Origin of the sequence: Lysinibacillus sp. FSL L8-0126, from assembly GCF_038630385.1 — a bacterium.
In the GTDB taxonomy this organism is placed as follows: Bacteria; Bacillota; Bacilli; order Bacillales_A; family Planococcaceae; genus Lysinibacillus; species Lysinibacillus fusiformis_D.
In genome coordinates this window covers 1895152-1912119 of record NZ_CP152028.1, presented here as the reverse complement: position 1 = coordinate 1912119, position 16968 = coordinate 1895152, and the positions used below count along the sequence as shown (strand labels likewise).

The window sequence follows — 16968 nt, the reverse complement described above, 5'->3', positions numbered from 1 at the left end:
TATTTCTATTATATGCCAAATGGAACCTATTAAGAAACAATTATCTATTTTTGTAGTGGTGTTTTTTACGAGAAAGCACTAGAAATGATTACGCCTCAATGAAAGTACTTTAATAGCCAACAATATACGTTTTTAATAAAGCGGCTCTTTCTCTCAATCTTAGTTTAGCTTCTACTGACTTTGGTGTTTCGGCTGCGACGACATCCACTTCGAAATCTAAAGTTTCTGCTAAATACTTGGCGCGTTTCAAATGAAAGTCATTTGAAACGATGGTGATTTTCTTTGTATCTTTCGGTAATAGTTCTTTGGAAAATACTAAATTTTCATAAGTGGACGTAGACTTGTCCTCGACGATAATCCTTGTAGCCTTGATACCGTTCTGTTCTAAATATTCTTGCATAACAGATGCCTCTGTTTGATCTTCATCAGGTCCTTGCCCCCCTGACACAATGACCTTAACATGAGGGTATTTTGTTAAGTATGGAACTGCCACCTCTAATCTACTCTTTAATGAAAGTGATGGTACACCACCCGCCTTTACTTTTGCCCCTAGTATAATCATATAGTCAGCAGAGCCTTTTGCACTTGGTTCAACACCCTGCTCTATTTGTTTTCCCAACCAAATATAAAGAACCATTCCAATGCTTACTAGAAGTACACTTCCTCCAATTACCCATTTTTTCACAAACCACCCCTCCTTTACCTTTTATTAACGCAGCTAAAGAAAAAAGGATGCTTGTTGACCAAGCATCCTGCATAATTATCTCAATATAAAGCGTTTAATAGACTCCTGTAAGGCTGATATTTCATCAGTTAGATCATTGGAAGACTCACTAACAAGCTGGATTGCTCGTTGCTGCTCATCTACAGACGCTGTTACCTCTTCAGATGCAGCAGCATTCTTTTCACTAATCATTGCAATGCTTTCAATCGACTGCATAATAACATTCTTGGAGCTATTTAAATATTCTACACCCTCTGCCATATCTCCTATAATGGCTATTATTTTTTCAACAGCCAATTTAATTTCTTTAAAAGATAACGCTGTCACCTGAACCGAATCATTTTGCTGATGCACAATAGCATGCGTTTTCTGCATCTCATCATTGACTAACTTCGTTTCACTTTCAATCCCCTTTATAGTGGTGCGGACGAGCTCTGTCGCGACTGATGTTTGATCCGCAAGCTTACGTACTTCTTCTGCAACAACTGCAAATCCTTTACCATGTTCTCCCGCTCTTGCGGCTTCAATAGAGGCATTAAGAGCCAGTAGGTTTGTTTGGTCGGAAATTTGCGTAATTGTCTCTACAATACCTTCAATTTCATGCACTTTGACTATTAAACTGCCAAAAACAGATTGAATGTTCTGAATAATATCGAAAGATTCCTGTGATGTCTCTTTTAAACTATCTAGATTAACGAGACCTTCTTCATTTGATTTTTTCATATGCTGTGATGCATCCAACATTAAATCATTTTTATCGTGCAATCCTTCAATTTGCTGAGCAAACTCAATAGCTGTTCGATTTGTATCCTCCGCATCTGATGCTTGCTTGACTGCACCTTTAGATACTTCATTGATGGCTTTGACGATTTCGTCACCATAGGCATCCGTCTCTTCAGCCACTGCTGTTAGGTTCGCCGATGTCGATTGTATTTCTACAATCGCTTCCTCCACATCTGAAATAAGCGTTTTGAGTTGATTTACCATTTCATTAAAGCCCTCATTTAATTGTCCAATTTCATCTGAACGCTGTAAATGCTCAATCTCTACAGTTAAATTCCCTTGCGCTACTTCTCGCACACGCATCGATAATTTTTTAACTGGTAATGCCAGATGTCTAGATACTAAAATGACTACGATTGTCCCGATAATAATCGCACCCACTAATGTCACACCAATCACTAACAATAAAGAATTTGCCCCTTCGTTAAAATCTTGCATATATGTACCTGATGCGATTACCCATCCCCAATGTGGATCTTTCTCCGAATAAATAATTTTATCTGCTAAGACATCCTGACCTGGTAGCTCAAATTCATATACTGTAAAACCACCACCAGCAAGAGCTTTTTCAGTCACTTCCCGAATAAAATAATTTCCGCTACTATCCTGGTCATTCCAAAGATTATCCCCTTCTCGCGTTGGATGTGTTGTTAATGTCCCCTTATCATCCAATACATAAATATAGCCATATTCTCCTAAATCACCAGGATAATTAATAGGGCGTTTCCCTTCGCTATCTTTAGGTCCAAGAAACGCCTCACGTACTCGCTCCTGTGCAACTTCTAAAGGAATGTCACCTTTTTCAACACTCTCATTGGCAAGCTCAATTATTTGCAAAGCTGATTCTACGCTATTGTAAAGTACTTGCTCACCAATTTCCTCCATGCCATTCTTAGCCTTACCGTAGCTAACTATACCAATTATTAAACTTGGAATAACCAGTATTGCTAATGAAATAATAATCAATTTTCCCTGTATTGAACGTAAAAACCTCATACTTTAGCCCCCCCTATTTCGTTCAACAAATATTACTTTATATTATGTTATGGTTTGAAAGTTTTCACAATGGGTAAAACACAAATTATTTTCTAATTTCCCTTAATATGGTTTATTTAGACATTTACACACTACTATCTCCTATTAAAAAACTATTTTTCTACAAGACCTATGCTTATAGAAAAATAGTTTCAAGGTCATCATAATTTGAATGTATTAATCGTATCGATAACTTCTTTAGATGTCTGATCTAAAATGGTTACAACTTCATTTAATTCCGAAACCATTGATACTTGTAAGTCAGAGGAAGTTGCAACTTCCTTTGTTCCTAGCACACTATGCTTCGCAATATCATTCATTTGCTCTATAGTAGCTAATATTTCCTCAGAGCCAGCTGACATTTCCTCGATCACAGCTGAATCATCTTGAATTTTGTTATTTACCTCAATGACTGATTGCAATATTTGCTCTAAGCTTACACCAATATATTGCACCGCTTTATTGCCTGCTTGTACGTCTACTGTACTGCTCGACATCTCTTGCAATGCTCGATCTGTTATTTTCTTAAAGCTTTCTAAATGCATGTGTATTTCGTCAGCTGATGATTTAGACATCTCTGCAAGTTTACGTACTTCGTCCGCCACAACCGCAAATCCTTTACCTGCTTCCCCAGCCCTCGCTGCTTCAATCGCCGCATTCAAAGCAAGTAAGTTTGTTTGATCGGCAATACTCGTAATGATCGTCACCATCTCTTCAATAGAACGGAACTTCTCGCCCATCTCCTCGACATGATTAGCTGTACGTAAAACGGAGGCTTCTACATTTTGAATTTGTGATACAACTTCTTGTGAATGACCAACACTTGTTTCAACTAGACCCGTCATAGCTGAAGATGACTCGGCAATTTCAGACGTAGTATCAGCTAGACGTTGAATACCAATCGACATTTCGTTCATCGTTAAGACAACCTCTTGATTGTTTTGCTGCTGCTGCTCACTCCCCGCAGCAATTTCGATAATACGATCCGCAATTTGAGCGTTTGATGTTTCCACATGATGAGTTGTCTCATCAATCTTTTGAACGACACTTTGTAAAGCTAATGTTCGTTGTTGAATCGTGTGGAATGTTTCTTTTAATCTTTGTAGAGACTCCTTAAAGGATTGAGCAAAAATAGTAATCTCATTTTCTCCTGTCAATTGAATTTCCTCTACTGCCATAGATGCCTTAGCAATATCTCCTTGTGCAAAGTTTTGTGCGGCAACACCTAAATTTGTTAAAGGCTTCAACGCTCGATTGATATAACGATACATAATAAACATAACAAGTCCTATTAAAGCTAATATAACGACAATTAAAGCAGGTAAAATGGCTGTTAGCACAGCATTTGTCACACCACTTACCTCTGTTGCCTCTATATCTACCCCTACAAAGGCAACAATATTTCCTGAGGCATCTTTCAATGGCACAGTACCTGATAAATAATCGCCAAAATCGCTATGTAAAATATCGGAGTAGTAGTTCCCCGTATCCATTACCTTTTTTAAATCTTTATAATAGGTGGAAGCAGATTCATCTCCTATAACGCCAGCATTTTCTTGATCATCTACTGGCATACCATCCACTAAAAATCGAACCTTTTTATCTTCCTTTGGGACTGCGAAAGTATAGGCATACAGAACCCCATTTATTTCACGCAATTCATTGAGTTCTTGCCTTAGCTGCCAATATAATTCAGATTCCTTTGGGTCCTGTGAGAGTTGTTCATATTCATCTGCGTTCAAACGTTTTGCAATATTCTCAGCAACTGCAACTGCCTGTGTTCCCATTGTTTTATTAACAGATGATTTCGCTGTATATATCGTTGTTACAATGAAAAAGGCTAACAAAGCTAATAGCATAACAAATGACATTAGCACAATTTTATTACTTAATTTACCTGTCGCTCGCATACTTTCCTCCTTTAATACGCTGATATATTAATATCTTACTATTACTTATTGTACTATTTATTTCACTATTTCGACAATATAACTATGCTATTATACTTATCCAAAAAACTAATGCTAGTAAAGTAGCGAGCAGTGTTGGAATTGTAAGAATGATGCCGATTCTAAAATACTGTCCCCAGCTAATTTTAATGCCCTTTTGAGCCAATATATGAAGCCATAATAATGTCGCAAGTGAGCCAATCGGTGTCATTTTCGGACCTAAATTTGTGCCAATAACATTTGCATAAATGAGCCCTTCCTTCATCATACCAGTTGCACTTGTTTCAGAAATGGCTAAGGCATCAATCATAACAGTAGGTAAATTATTCATCACTGCAGACAAAATTGCCGCAACAAATCCCATCGTCATGGTTGCCACTACAAAACCATGCTGTACCGCTTGCTCTAGTAAACTGGCTAGCAATCCTGTCATCCCCACATTTTTTAATCCATAGACCACCACATACATACCAATGGAAAAGAACACTATATTCCACGGCGCTCCTTTTATGACCCTCTTCGTATCTACAACCTTACTACGCTGTGCAAGCGATAAGAAAATAGAAGCCACACCGCATAAAACGAAGGATACAGGAATGTGTAGAACTTCACCGACCACGAACCCTACTAATAGGATGGCGATCACATACCAAGCTATCGAAAATAAGCGAGGATCTCGAATTGCCTGCTTTGGATGCTCAACCGCCTCAAGAGAATAATGCTGTGGAATGGACCGTCGAAAAACAATATACAGTACAACAATACTGGCCACTAAAGAAAAGAAATTCGGTACAACCATATGAATTGCATACTCTATAAAGCCAATTTCAAAAAAATCAGCTGATACAATATTAGTTAAATTACTTATTACAAATGGTAAGGAAGTTGTATCTGCTATAAAACCACTTGCCATGATAAACGGAAAAATCATTTTTTCAGTTAAATTCAGTTTTCTTACCATTGCTAACACAATGGGAGTGAGTATTAAAGCCGCTCCATCATTAGCAAATAGGGCTGACACAACTGCCCCTAGGCAAGCAATATAAACAAATAAGCGAATTCCGCTCCCCTTCGCAAGTCGTGCCATGTGCAGAGCTGCCCATTCGAAAAAACCAATTTCATCTAAGATTAGCGAAATTAAAATAATGCCAATAAATGATAACGTCGCATTCCAAACAATTCCAGTTACTGCTAACACATCATGCCAAGTAACTACACCCATTAGTAAGGCAATCGCCGCCCCTATACAGGCTGACCAGCCGATAGATAGTTTACGTGGTTGCACTATGACAAAAAATAATGTGACTAAAAATAAACTAATGGCTAAAATACTCTGCATCGTTTTCCTCCCTAATTAAAAACCAGTAGCTAATTTGCTACTGGTTTACTCACTTCATTTATCGATTTATTCGCCCAAATCTGCATTGTGGAAGACATTTTGTACATCCTCTAAATCTTCTAATGCATCGATTAGTTTTTCAAACTTAGCTACATCATCGCCAGTTAAGGCAACTTCTGTTTGAGGTAGCATAGAAAGCTCTGCTACTGTAAATTCTGCAACCCCTGCAGCCTTTAACGCTTCTTGTGTCGCAAAGAATTGATCTGGCTCCGCATAAATAATAACCGCGTCATCCTCTTCTAAAATATCGCGAGCATCAAGATCTGCTTCCATTAAAATTTCAAGTACTTCATCAGCCGTTTTACCTTCTAAGCCAATAACTGCAGTTGAATCGAACATATAAGCGACAGATCCACTGACACCCATGTTCCCGTTATTTTTACCAAATGCCGCACGAACATCTGATGCTGTACGATTCACATTGTTTGTTAAAGCATCCACAATAATCATTGTGCCGGCTGGTCCAAAGCCTTCATAACGTAATTCATCAAAGTTTTCATCGCCGCCACCTTTTGCTTTATCGATGGCTTTTTCTATAATATGTTTTGGAACACTGTATGTTTTTGCGCGTTCGAGCACTACTTTAAGTGCACGGTTTGACTCTGGATCTGGTTCGCCTGATTTAGCTGCCACATAAATTTCTCGTCCGAATTTTGCATTAATACGGCTTGTGCTTTGATCTTTAGACGCTTTCTTTTCTTTAATGTTGTTCCACTTACGACCCATTGTTTCCACTCTCTTTCAAATATAAGTTTATAAAAATGATAGATACGCAGTTGCACATCTGTAAATGGTAATTAAATACTTATCGTATCTTTACTCTGCAAATAATAACACAATGATGCTTACAAAGCTATATATACCAATGTTTAAGCTAATATTTTCTGAAGAAATAGCTGTTAAAATTTTCGTTTTTTAGTGTCACTTTACAACAGCTCTTGTTTTATTTTTGCTAGTAATGCCTGACAGCCTTCTTGCACTAAATCATAGGTTTCTTGAAAATCACCCGTATAATATGGATCAGGGACGTCTTTGCGATGTTCCGTTAAATCTAGAAAACGAAAAATCTTTGGTGAGCGCGGATCGCCTAGCATCGTTCGGATATTGCGAATATTGCTTTCATCCATACCGATAATATAAGTGAATTTTTCAAAATCAGCCCTTTGTAATTGTCGACCTTGCATGCCTGTTGTGGAAATACCATTTTCTCTAAGCTTATCCAATGTACCTTGATGTGGAGGTTCACCAATATGCCATGAACTTGTGGCAGCAGAATCCACTTCAATTTTATCTCCTAAATGCTCTTTTTCTACTAACTCTCGCATGACGGCTTCTGCCATGGGAGAGCGACAAATATTACCTAAGCAAACGAAAAGTACTCGAATCATGTTTCTCCTCCTACAACAAAGCACTCAAAATCTATGTGACTCTGAGTGCCGCTTCTCTTTATTTGACTGCAATACGTTTTTGTAATTCTTCCGTTAAAGAAATTAGCTCATGTTCAAGATGTTGTGTAAATTGCTCACGACCTTCTTTCCCTTTCCCTGTTACATAAAATGGCTCACCATAGATTAAGTAGCCTTTGCCACGCTTCATTACATCGCCAGCATTACGCGCGCCAACATATGCAGCTGGAACAATTTGCGCCTTTGCTAGCTGTGCAATCGTAATCGCTCCTTGCTTCAAATCCGTTCCTTCTGAGCTACGAGTACCAGAGGGAAAAATCCCTACAATTTTACCTTCTTTCAATAACTGTGAAGGAATTTTAATCACGCTTGGTCCAGGATTATCACGATCCACCGGAAAGGCATTTAAACGCTCAATAAGCCAGCCAAGCCCTTTCATTTCAAATAATTGCTTCTTCGCCATAAAGTGAATTTCACGAGGGTACATGGCTACACCAAGGTTTAAAATATCGACGTAGCCTGTATGTGTACAAGCTATAATATACCCACCATCTTTTGGCAAGTTTTCTTCTCCATATACACGAGCCTTTGAACCCATTAATTTTAATATTACTTTGACAACATTAGCTGCTAATTTATACACTGTTACATTCCTACCTTATTCAATAGTTATTCCCATTGTAATCGAAAAGACCAGTATACTGCAATTGCAGGTGGCCCTCTTAAACTTTCCCTACTAATAGATCTACATCAATCGTAATTTCATTTAATACAATGGCCGTTTCCTCTTTTTTATGCCAGCCCATCGGTGTCATCTCTAATAACGCCGGCACAAGCTCTTCTGCAAGCGGTAAAGTATAGGTTACACGTTCTACTATAACTTCACTAAAGCTATCTTTAAAACGGGCAACAATTTGTTCATTAGAGTATGTTTCCTTGCTCGAATCTGCATATAATTGGGCACGCAGTTCCTGTAAATAGCCGCTTTGTGGTACAACCTTTACAAGACAGCCATCTGGGGCAAGAAGACGCTTAAATTCCTCATAATTTGCGGGCGATAAAATATTTAATATTGCATCAAAGCTTTCTTGCGCAAATGGACTTTTGGCTAAATCACCTACACACCAAATTTGTTGTGGATAATGACGTGTTGCTGCCAATATGCCCTCTTTTGCTATATCGATACCAACACCGATGCCATTGTCTATGTCTGTCATAATACGAGCTAAATGTGATCCTTCTCCACAGCCAGTATCAAGCACTGTTTTTGCAGAGGCTATAAGCTTACTAATTTTTTCTTCTACAGCATCATAAATCCCACTATCAATCACTGCCTTACGAGATTCAAAAAGACTTTTGCTATATTTAGAAGCAGCGCTATGTGTCAGCATGTTGACATAGCCCTGCTTAGCTATATCAAAAGAATGGTTAGCAGGACAAACCAATCTTCCCTGCTCATAGACATGCATCGATTGCTGACATACAGGACAAGCAAAAAGTGTGATAGATTGCTCCATTAATGCTGCCGCTATCGCACGTTTAGATAATGCTCCCATTTCTATGCCTCCTTCTGTTCATTCGGTGAAACGAGGGCAAATCGCTCCCATTTACGGCTTTTCCATCTAAAGTATACGATAATTGCACGTACCCATTCATCTGCTGAAATAGCTAGCCATATTCCAACCAAGCCCCAATCCAATATAAATACAAATAAATAACCAAGCGGAAGACTCATACAAACCATCGATAGAAAACCAATCTTCACAGGAAATCTGGCATCTCCAGAAGCACGTAAAGAGTTAATGACAACGATATTCATTGTACGGCCAGTCTCTAGCAAAATACTGAAGGCTAACACGGATGCTCCAATAGTAATGATATCTGGATTATCGGTAAAAACATGCATGAGTGGTTTGCGGAAAATCGTAACGACTGCAACCATAATAATCGTAAAAACAAATGCCGCACGGACACTTATCCATAGTTGATGGTATGCCTCATCCTTCTTCCCTGCCCCCACATGACGTCCGATAATAATAGCTGTTCCTGTACCAATGGCAATCGCAAATAAATACGTAAACATCGAAATATTCATAGCATATTGTCGTGCTGCCAGTGTTTCTGCTCCTAAATATGTCGCATAATATAAAAAGACAATCTGACAAAACTGATAAAGTACCTGTTCAAAGGCAGAAGGTAAACCAATGTTTAATATTTTCCTTACATATTCCTTAGAATAATCAAAATAATAGTGTAGCTTCACGCGTACTTCCATCACTTGATAGAGCAACCAGAAAAACACTAGTACAGCTAATCCTCGACTAATGACCGAAGAAATAGCCGCTCCTTTTACACCAAGCTCTGGTAAACCTAAATTCCCAAAAATCAGACCATAGTTTAGCACAACATGCAAGATATTCATGCCAAGTGATACATACATCGTTTGCTTCGTCCAACCATGTACACGAATAATTGCAGCAAGTGCATTAATAATAGCCTGTAGAAAAATAAAACTCCCGATGATAACTAAATAACTTTGTGCATAGTGAAGTACTTCTCCCTGCAAGTTCATCATAGTCATTAAATGTTTTGCAAAGAAGAAAAATAGAATACTCATTAACAGTCCAACAACCAAATTCATTGTGACAGCTAAAGCCGATATTTTCGCTGCTTCAAAAAAACGTCTTGAACCTAAATACTGTGAAACGACAATGGATGCACCATTCCCTACCACTTCAAGAATCAAGATCGCAATATGGATATATTGATTGGCTGCACCTACTCCGGATACAGCATTATCTGATAAAGCACTGAGCATAAAAGTATCGGCTAATCCCATTAACATAAATAGAAATACTTCTAAGAAAATAGGCCATGTTAAATGGAATAGACTTAACTTATTTGTCTCTTTCATTGTCTCTGCCAATACTTTCACTTCTCCTATATTTTTCTTAAAAATCTATTGTATCTTATCATAAATTTTCAGACTGTAAAGAGGTTTATAGGAAGACAGCGCTTCCACATAAAAAATCCCTCTCACACAGATATGTGAAAGGGGTCATTGTTATGTTAAGCAATAAGCTTGCAATTGCTCTCGTCTAGCAATAGTTAGGCCAAACTCCTGCTCTAAAAACTTAGTCTTTGAGCCATAATGGTAATCCATAGCATCCAATGCTGCTTGTAAATAGTCTTCTCGAGCAGACATTAATGCATAGAATTGCTGTAATTCTTGCTCATTATATTGATGTTGAATAGCCTGTGCCATTCTGTCTACCATTGGACGTAAATGGATATTCGTGTTTAAATAGTCTTCCATAATCGTCTCCTCTGGTACATCTAAGGCTAGCAAAATAAGAGCTCCCCCTATACCTGTGCGATCCTTACCAACTGCACAATGGTGGACAAGACCCAAATTGTCAGGATTTTGTATGGTTTTCATTAACTCTTTAAAAGAAGGATTATTAAACGGCATCTGTGCATAAAAATCTCGGAACATTTCGGGGCTTACTGCTTTATAAAAATCTCTACCACCAGCATTTGTAGGCATTTCAAATGTATGATTGCCCTTCGCTGGTATTTGAATATATTGAGCGTGTGAGAACATAGGGTTAGGATTATGGTGTGCCTCATTATTATCACGATAATCAAAAATGGTTTTAATCCCTAATGTTTCAAATAGCTCTTTATCCGCCAACGTCATTTTCCCAAGAGCCGCTGAGCGGTAAAATAAACCGTTCTTGACAATGCGCCCATCCCTTGTCCTATATCCCCCCATATCTCGAAAATTATAAACTGCCTCAAATGGAATTATCTTTGTCTCTAACTGTTCCAATTACTACACCTCCTAAAATTATCGAGCACTCTTACTTTTATTTTATAGAACTAACTCAATTAATTCCAATTTTCACACTAGGAAATAACAACCCACATAAAAATGGCTAGCTGTCAGTATACAGCTAGCCTTGAATGGTTTCTTATTTAAATAACTCTGGATAGACAGCCTTTGCTACTAGTTCTACGGCTTCCCCAATACGTGGGCCAGGTCGATTAGAGATATCTGTATCAAGAGTCTGTACTGCTTTATTTTGAACTGCTGTCACTGTATTCCATCCATCACGTGCAAGTATTTCACCTATTGGATCCTCTGTGTAGTTTACTGTCGTTAAAATAACATCTGGGTTTTTCACTATGACATCTTCCTCAGAAACTTGTGCCCAGCTGCTCAAGTCAGAAAAAACATTCTTAACATTGGCTGCATCTAGTATTTCTTGCTGGAAAGTACCAGAGCCTGCTGTATAAATATCGGGCTTAGGACTAATTTCTAAATAAACATTTTTCGGTGCTTTTACTTCCTTCACCTTTGCTTTAACGTCAGCTAATTTCGCTTTAATCTCTTCGTTTACTTCATTTCCTTTATCTGCAACACCCATTACAGCTGCGATCTGTTCGATGTCACCATAAACATCATCGAATGTAGCTGCTGATTGAATAACAAACACTTTGATCCCAGCATCTTCAAGTGGTTTCATTGCTTCCTTATCACCAATCGTATAAGCTATAACAACATCTGGCTTCAACGCTATGATTCGTTCACTGTTAAAATTCACAGAATCAGAAACCCGTTCAATTTTCTGTGCTTCCTCTGGGTAAGTATCATACTCAGTTGCTCCTACGATTTTATCACCAACACCTAGAGCAAATAAAATTTCTGTATTACTTGGTTGCAATGATACAACTGTTTTTGGTACTTCTTTAAACTCTATTTCTACACCGCGATCATCTGTCACTTTGTAGTTTGTTTGCTCTGTTTGTTGTGTATCCTGTGAAGCGTCTTTATTTTTAGTATCTACCGAAGTACCACAACCTGCTAAAATCATTGCAAGGAAGAGTACTGTTAGCCATTGAACATTAAATAATTTCTTCATTATTATTCTCCTTTTTCTTTTTCATCGGATATGATTTACTAATAAATGGTATTTCAGCTATCCCTGCTTGTTGATTCATAAAGACAGCCATAACGAAGCACACATTGGCTAATAGGCCTAAATAATCAAAAAGAATAGCTGGAACCTCTCGTTCATCCGATACTTTGTGTAATGTACGATATGATTTTTTTGCTTCACTACGGCAAAGATGTAGAGCAGCGGCAGCCTCTGTACCTTGAGGTAAGACAAAGTTTTGTATCTCTTCCTTCACATGACGAACATAAAAATCATAGCGCTCACTTAGCCAAGCAAGATCCTCTTCTGTTACGGCTAGTTTTCCACGAACCGAGCCATTGACATGGTAGGCCATAGGTAAAATAATCATTAAATCTTCTACAACAGCTTGTACATCCTCTTTCTTAACTGCAGCTAAAGCAACTCCCAAATGCGTAGTCAGACTGTCTGTTCGAATCTCAAAATCAACCGTCGAAGCTTTTTCACGCATAAATGGATAACAAGAATAACGTGCATCTTTTTTCACTTGCGATCCCCCCACTTTTCATTATGAAAATTCTTGCATAAAAAAACGCCGCTCCTTTACGCAAAGGAACGACGAAAATAACATAATAATGGCCAAATTAACATGACATAGCCTATGTATTTGCCGTATATCCTCCTAGCTTCCGAGAAGTTTTTATACGTTCAAACAAAGGTCGGTCTCCTGGCTTGTACAGTTCATTACATAAAAAACGAATGTGTGATAAAGTACCTTCCCATCTCTGTTAAGACAGTGGTAAACCTTTATACTAGCTGTACTTACAGTTGCGGAAACAGCTTCGGTTTTTCACCGAATTCCCGATTATGCTTGTTAGCACCTTTATTCTGCAAGAATAATTCACTTGTAAAGCAGTTTATCATATATTAATAGGAAAAAATAGCTGTGCTTTGAATGGATCGTCACCATTTCTAAAGAATAAGATAAACAAAACTGTTTTATAGTATAGTTTCAATTGCCTGTTCAATATCAAGTTGTGAATCTGTTGGTTCAAAGCGTGCAACGGTCTTGCCGTTAGCATCTACTAAAAACTTTGTAAAGTTCCAGCGAATATTACGACCATCTAAAAAGTTAGGGGCAAGTTGAACAATTGCCTCAGCAAGCATTTTTTCCTGCATGCTCGCCTTGCCAAACTCTCGAAAATCCACTTCATGTTTTAAATAATTGAATAATGGGTGGGTAGTCTCTCCATTTACTTGTACAAGCTCAAAAATTGGGAAGGTAACGCCATAATTCACTTTACAAAGATGCGTAGTCTCCTCGCCATCTTCAGGATTTTGATGACCAAATTGATCGCAAGGAAATCCTAGAACGACAAAATTATCTTTCCCATATTTATCATACATTTTTTGTAAGTCATCAAATTGATATGTAAATCGGCATTGATTCGCCGTATTGACAATTAGCATCGTTTTTCCACGATATGTTTCCATGGATAAAATTTCACCATTAGGTTTTCGTACTAAATAATTATAAATGCTCATGTCTTAACCCCTTTTATTTTTTCATTTATTATAGTTGACTATTCAATAATTTACCAAATAATTTGCACAAAAAACACCATCTCGTTACGTTGAACGGATGGCTGACTTATACTTCTGTTTAGATTTAACGTCCTGCTCTTCATTAATTAAACGATGGGCAATGTCTAATAACTTTATGTCACTTGTCTCGTCATATAGCTTTTTAAAAGATACAATAATATCATGGCGAATGTGAGTCGGATGCTTCTCATCTAAACAAGTTTGAAATCTCTTTGCTAAATAAGACACCACTAAGTCACTTTGTACTTGACCTGCTAGCCCAATTTTCCAAATAGCTTGTAATGCATTTCGAGCTGTAACGGATCGTTCATCATAAGTCACAGCCCAAATCTTTAAAAAATCCTCCAATACCCTTTCTTCTGGGTCACTTTTTGCGGCTAAGGCGCATAAAATTTGTGCAGCACGTGCACGTGCATGACCATCTTTGTATGTAAGTGCTTGTACAAGCTGTTCCCAGACTGCATATGTCCAATCTACGGGTTCCTGCAGAATTTTTATTAGTTCCTCGTAAGATTCAATATCGCGGTCATGCTCTGTTAGATTATTAAAAAGTTGCAAAATCTCTTTCTCCATAATTTATCCCTACCTTTATTGTTTCAGAACGTAATAAAATTTGATTTATGGTACACTTAACTTAATTTTTTTCTCAAAGAAGGTGAGTTTATGAATAAATTTAATGCTAGGAAAATGATTTTCCGATTGATTGTGATTCTTTCTCTACTTGTAGCTGCCTATTTTGTAATCCCTGTATCCATGCCTATAATACTTGCTGGTGTCAGTGCATTTTTCTTAGAACCCATTGTTATGTTCTTTAAAAGGCGATGGAAAATGTCAAGGAAAATTGTAGTTGCTTTTATATACATAGTGAGTGTTATTGTTATCTCTATTATTTGCTATATATCCATTACACAAATTATGTCGCAAATAATTATATTGTCAAAGCAAGCTCCCTATTATATTTCCAAGCTATCAGATATGTGGCTTCATATGCAAGAAAATATTTCTAAATACACAGAGGACTTTCCACCTGAAGTAAGTGCTTCGCTTCAAAAAACCACTATGGATTTCATAAAGAAAGTTGAAGAATCCTTTTTAAGCTTCTTTAATTATAACAAAGTTTCAGCATTCTTTTCAGAGATTCCAAGCCTATTTATCAGTCTTCTCGTTTATATGATTGCTTTATTCCTATTTATGCTTGATTTGCCCAAATTAAAGGAAATCACTTATAAATATTTAAAGCCTAACACAGCAAAGAAAATAAAAATCATCTTAAATCGTTTAAAAGATGCAACATTCGGTTATATGAAGGCACACTTATTTGTAAGCTTTATCATAGGTGGCGTCACACTTATTGGATTACTATTAATCCAACCGAAATATGCAGTTACGATGACCATTATTATTTGGTTAATAGATATCGTTCCTTTCCTAGGGTCCATTATTATATTAGCCCCATGGGGACTATACCATCTATTAATGGGAAACACAGCTATCGCTGTAAAATTATTCATCTTAGCTGCTATTTTACTTATTATTCGTCGTGTCGTCGAGCCTAAACTAATGGGCGACCACATTGGCTTATCCACTTTGCCAACATTAATTGCCATGTTCATTGGTCTACAGTTATTTGGTATCATCGGTTTACTCGTTGGCCCATTTGTTATCATTTTCTTTATTGCCTTAAAAGAAACAGGTGTCATTAAGCTAAATTTTAAAATTTAATGCAAAGTCATTACGCTTCGAGCTTACCTCTAATGCTCCTCTTAAACCACTGGAGATGCAAAATAAGTGTTCATCTCTCCTCGACAAAGGAGGTAGATGAACACTAAAGCAAAATAAAAAAGGTCATCTTTGTATATTTTTTCTCTACAAAGATGACCTTTTCATCATGTCAATCGTCTATTAAATATAGAGGCTTATTGAATACGACCAAAGCCTACTAAGTATTGATTCCACCAATCAAGTGATTCAATTACGATACCATTGTTTTGAGCATCGATCATTGTGTTGTTCCCTAAGTAAATACCTACGTGAGCTACACCAGAACCATAGCTGAAGAATACTAAGTCTCCAACACGTGCTTCACTTGCTGAGATACGTTGAGTTGCTAAATACTGCTGTGATGCTGTACGTGGTAAAGAAACACCTGCTTGTTTGTATGACCACTGTACAAGACCTGAACAGTCAAAGCCTGTCGATGGGTTACTACCACCCCAGACATATGGACGTCCTAGGAATTGTTTAGCTGTTGAAATAGCATCTCCTGAAGAAGCCGTACCAGCTCCTGAGCCCATAACAATTTTTTGTGGCACGCCGCCATCATTATTTTGAGTTGCTTGTACAACTGGAGTTGCTGCTTGTAGCGCACGTAAACGGGCTGCTTCTTCTTCAGCTGCTTTACGCTCTGCCTCTAAACGTTCTTCTTCTTGTTTCGTTGCAATTTGAGCTTTTAATGCAAGTGATTTCGCTTCATTTTCAGCCTTTTTCACTTCCATTTCGCTTTCCTTTTGTTGAAGCTCTTGGAATTGCTTTTGAAGCTCTTTTTGTTTTTCATCTAATGTAGCTTTTTGTTGCTCTAAGCTTGCTTTATCTGCTTCCTGTTGATCTACCAATTCTTGGTCAGCATCCATTAATGTTTTGACCGCTACGACACGATCCATTAAATCGGCAAAGCTTTTTGCTTCAAGAACGACATTTAAATAAACGCCTACAGTATTATCTTGTGCTTGGTATGCAGCCATACGCTCACTTAAAATTTTAGAACGTTGCTCGATACGTTTTTGTGTTTCAACAATACTAGCATCCACTTCTTTAATATCAGCTTGTACCTGTTTAAATATTTTCACCTTTGCGTCGATCTCTTGTTGTAACTTTGTTAATTCTTCTTGTAATTTTTTAACTTGTGCATCAATTTCAGCCTTTTTCTCAATCATTTGTTGAGAAGTTTCTTCGGCATGTACTTCTGTTGGTTGAATTGTATTAAATAATAAGCCGCCAGCTAGTGCTAATGCTAGCACCATCGACTTACGCCATTTATTGCGCTTACCCACTGATTTTCATTCCCCTTCATCTGTCAATTTCGCTCTAGATATTCTATGTAATCACTTGAACGATTCTATTTTAATCAAATGTTCTTATATTTATTTTA

General features: G+C 37.5%; 16 protein-coding genes and 1 riboswitch. Of the genes, 1 reads left to right on the top strand and 15 read right to left on the bottom strand.

Annotation, left to right across the window (positions count from 1 at the left end; genetic code table 11):
• Positions 1–109 precede the first annotated feature (109 nt).
• The 14 genes from MHI34_RS09350 to MHI34_RS09285 all read right to left on the bottom strand — a co-directional run bounded on the left by MHI34_RS09350 (position 110) and on the right by MHI34_RS09285 (position 14393).
• Positions 110–670 (bottom strand): YdcF family protein, encoded by a 561-nt coding sequence (locus tag MHI34_RS09350; protein WP_101966906.1) that lies wholly within the window; start codon positions 668–670, stop codon positions 110–112.
• Positions 671–760: 90 nt separating this feature from the next.
• Entirely contained in the window at positions 761–2503 is a 1743-nt protein-coding gene (locus MHI34_RS09345; protein WP_089933785.1) for a methyl-accepting chemotaxis protein, read from the bottom strand.
• Positions 2504–2703: 200 nt separating this feature from the next.
• A complete protein-coding gene (locus tag MHI34_RS09340) occupies positions 2704–4452 on the bottom strand; it encodes a methyl-accepting chemotaxis protein (RefSeq protein ID WP_089933783.1) in 1749 nt (582 codons plus the stop codon).
• Positions 4453–4534: 82 nt separating this feature from the next.
• Positions 4535–5830, bottom strand: coding sequence for an arsenic transporter (locus MHI34_RS09335; protein ID WP_036128494.1), 1296 nt, complete (start codon positions 5828–5830; stop codon positions 4535–4537).
• 66 nt (positions 5831–5896) lie between these two features.
• A complete protein-coding gene (locus MHI34_RS09330; RefSeq protein ID WP_036128496.1) occupies positions 5897–6616 on the bottom strand; it encodes a YebC/PmpR family DNA-binding transcriptional regulator in 720 nt (239 codons plus the stop codon).
• 200 nt (positions 6617–6816) lie between these two features.
• The gene (locus MHI34_RS09325) at positions 6817–7278 is read right to left on the bottom strand and encodes a low molecular weight protein-tyrosine-phosphatase (protein WP_342504366.1); all 462 of its coding nucleotides are present in this window, start codon (positions 7276–7278) and stop codon (positions 6817–6819) included.
• A 58-nt stretch (positions 7279–7336) separates the two neighbouring features.
• Positions 7337–7939 (bottom strand): 1-acyl-sn-glycerol-3-phosphate acyltransferase, encoded by a 603-nt coding sequence (locus MHI34_RS09320; RefSeq protein WP_036128502.1) that lies wholly within the window; start codon positions 7937–7939, stop codon positions 7337–7339.
• A gap of 79 nt (positions 7940–8018) precedes the next feature.
• Positions 8019–8852 (bottom strand): putative RNA methyltransferase, encoded by an 834-nt coding sequence (locus MHI34_RS09315; RefSeq protein WP_036128503.1) that lies wholly within the window; start codon positions 8850–8852, stop codon positions 8019–8021.
• A gap of 2 nt (positions 8853–8854) precedes the next feature.
• The gene (locus MHI34_RS09310) at positions 8855–10210 is read right to left on the bottom strand and encodes an MATE family efflux transporter (RefSeq protein WP_342504461.1); all 1356 of its coding nucleotides are present in this window, start codon (positions 10208–10210) and stop codon (positions 8855–8857) included.
• Between the two features lie 150 nt (positions 10211–10360).
• On the bottom strand, positions 10361–11128 hold the full coding sequence (locus MHI34_RS09305; protein ID WP_036128509.1) for a tyrosine-protein phosphatase: 768 nt from the start codon (positions 11126–11128) through the stop codon (positions 10361–10363).
• Positions 11129–11270: 142 nt separating this feature from the next.
• Positions 11271–12221: an ABC transporter substrate-binding protein gene (locus MHI34_RS09300; RefSeq protein ID WP_036128510.1), complete on the bottom strand. Its 951-nt coding sequence runs from the start codon at positions 12219–12221 to the stop codon at positions 11271–11273.
• Positions 12205–12762 (bottom strand): hypothetical protein, encoded by a 558-nt coding sequence (locus MHI34_RS09295; RefSeq protein WP_058843810.1) that lies wholly within the window; start codon positions 12760–12762, stop codon positions 12205–12207. Before MHI34_RS09295 ends, MHI34_RS09300 begins: the two co-directional genes overlap by 17 nt.
• A gap of 152 nt (positions 12763–12914) precedes the next feature.
• Positions 12915–13115: riboswitch (cobalamin riboswitch) on the bottom strand.
• A 99-nt stretch (positions 13116–13214) separates the two neighbouring features.
• Positions 13215–13760, bottom strand: a complete 546-nt coding sequence (locus tag MHI34_RS09290; RefSeq protein WP_036128514.1) for a glutathione peroxidase — start codon at positions 13758–13760, stop codon at positions 13215–13217.
• A gap of 84 nt (positions 13761–13844) precedes the next feature.
• On the bottom strand, positions 13845–14393 hold the full coding sequence (locus tag MHI34_RS09285; RefSeq protein WP_036128516.1) for a hypothetical protein: 549 nt from the start codon (positions 14391–14393) through the stop codon (positions 13845–13847).
• Between the two features lie 90 nt (positions 14394–14483).
• On the opposite strand from MHI34_RS09285, the gene ytvI reads away from it, so the two are divergent.
• Entirely contained in the window at positions 14484–15542 is a 1059-nt protein-coding gene (gene ytvI, locus MHI34_RS09280; RefSeq protein ID WP_036128518.1) for a sporulation integral membrane protein YtvI, read from the top strand.
• A gap of 194 nt (positions 15543–15736) precedes the next feature.
• Here the strand turns inward: ytvI and MHI34_RS09275 are convergent, their stop codons facing one another.
• The gene (locus MHI34_RS09275) at positions 15737–16870 is read right to left on the bottom strand and encodes a C40 family peptidase (RefSeq protein ID WP_280139373.1); all 1134 of its coding nucleotides are present in this window, start codon (positions 16868–16870) and stop codon (positions 15737–15739) included.
• Positions 16871–16968 lie beyond the last annotated feature (98 nt).

Coding starts and splice junctions, on each gene's coding strand:
- MHI34_RS09285 (WP_036128516.1), bottom strand. CDS start 14,393: ATGGAGAAAGAGATTTTGCAACTTTTTAATAATCTAACAGAGCATGAC.
- MHI34_RS09340 (WP_089933783.1), bottom strand. CDS start 4,452: ATGCGAGCGACAGGTAAATTAAGTAATAAAATTGTGCTAATGTCATTT.
- MHI34_RS09290 (WP_036128514.1), bottom strand. CDS start 13,760: ATGAGCATTTATAATTATTTAGTACGAAAACCTAATGGTGAAATTTTA.
- MHI34_RS09345 (WP_089933785.1), bottom strand. CDS start 2,503: ATGAGGTTTTTACGTTCAATACAGGGAAAATTGATTATTATTTCATTA.
- MHI34_RS09325 (WP_342504366.1), bottom strand. CDS start 7,278: ATGATTCGAGTACTTTTCGTTTGCTTAGGTAATATTTGTCGCTCTCCC.
- ytvI (WP_036128518.1), top strand. CDS start 14,484: ATGAATAAATTTAATGCTAGGAAAATGATTTTCCGATTGATTGTGATT.
- MHI34_RS09315 (WP_036128503.1), bottom strand. CDS start 8,852: ATGGGAGCATTATCTAAACGTGCGATAGCGGCAGCATTAATGGAGCAA.
- MHI34_RS09300 (WP_036128510.1), bottom strand. CDS start 12,221: ATGAAGAAATTATTTAATGTTCAATGGCTAACAGTACTCTTCCTTGCA.
- MHI34_RS09335 (WP_036128494.1), bottom strand. CDS start 5,830: ATGCAGAGTATTTTAGCCATTAGTTTATTTTTAGTCACATTATTTTTT.
- MHI34_RS09330 (WP_036128496.1), bottom strand. CDS start 6,616: ATGGGTCGTAAGTGGAACAACATTAAAGAAAAGAAAGCGTCTAAAGAT.
- MHI34_RS09310 (WP_342504461.1), bottom strand. CDS start 10,210: ATGAAAGAGACAAATAAGTTAAGTCTATTCCATTTAACATGGCCTATT.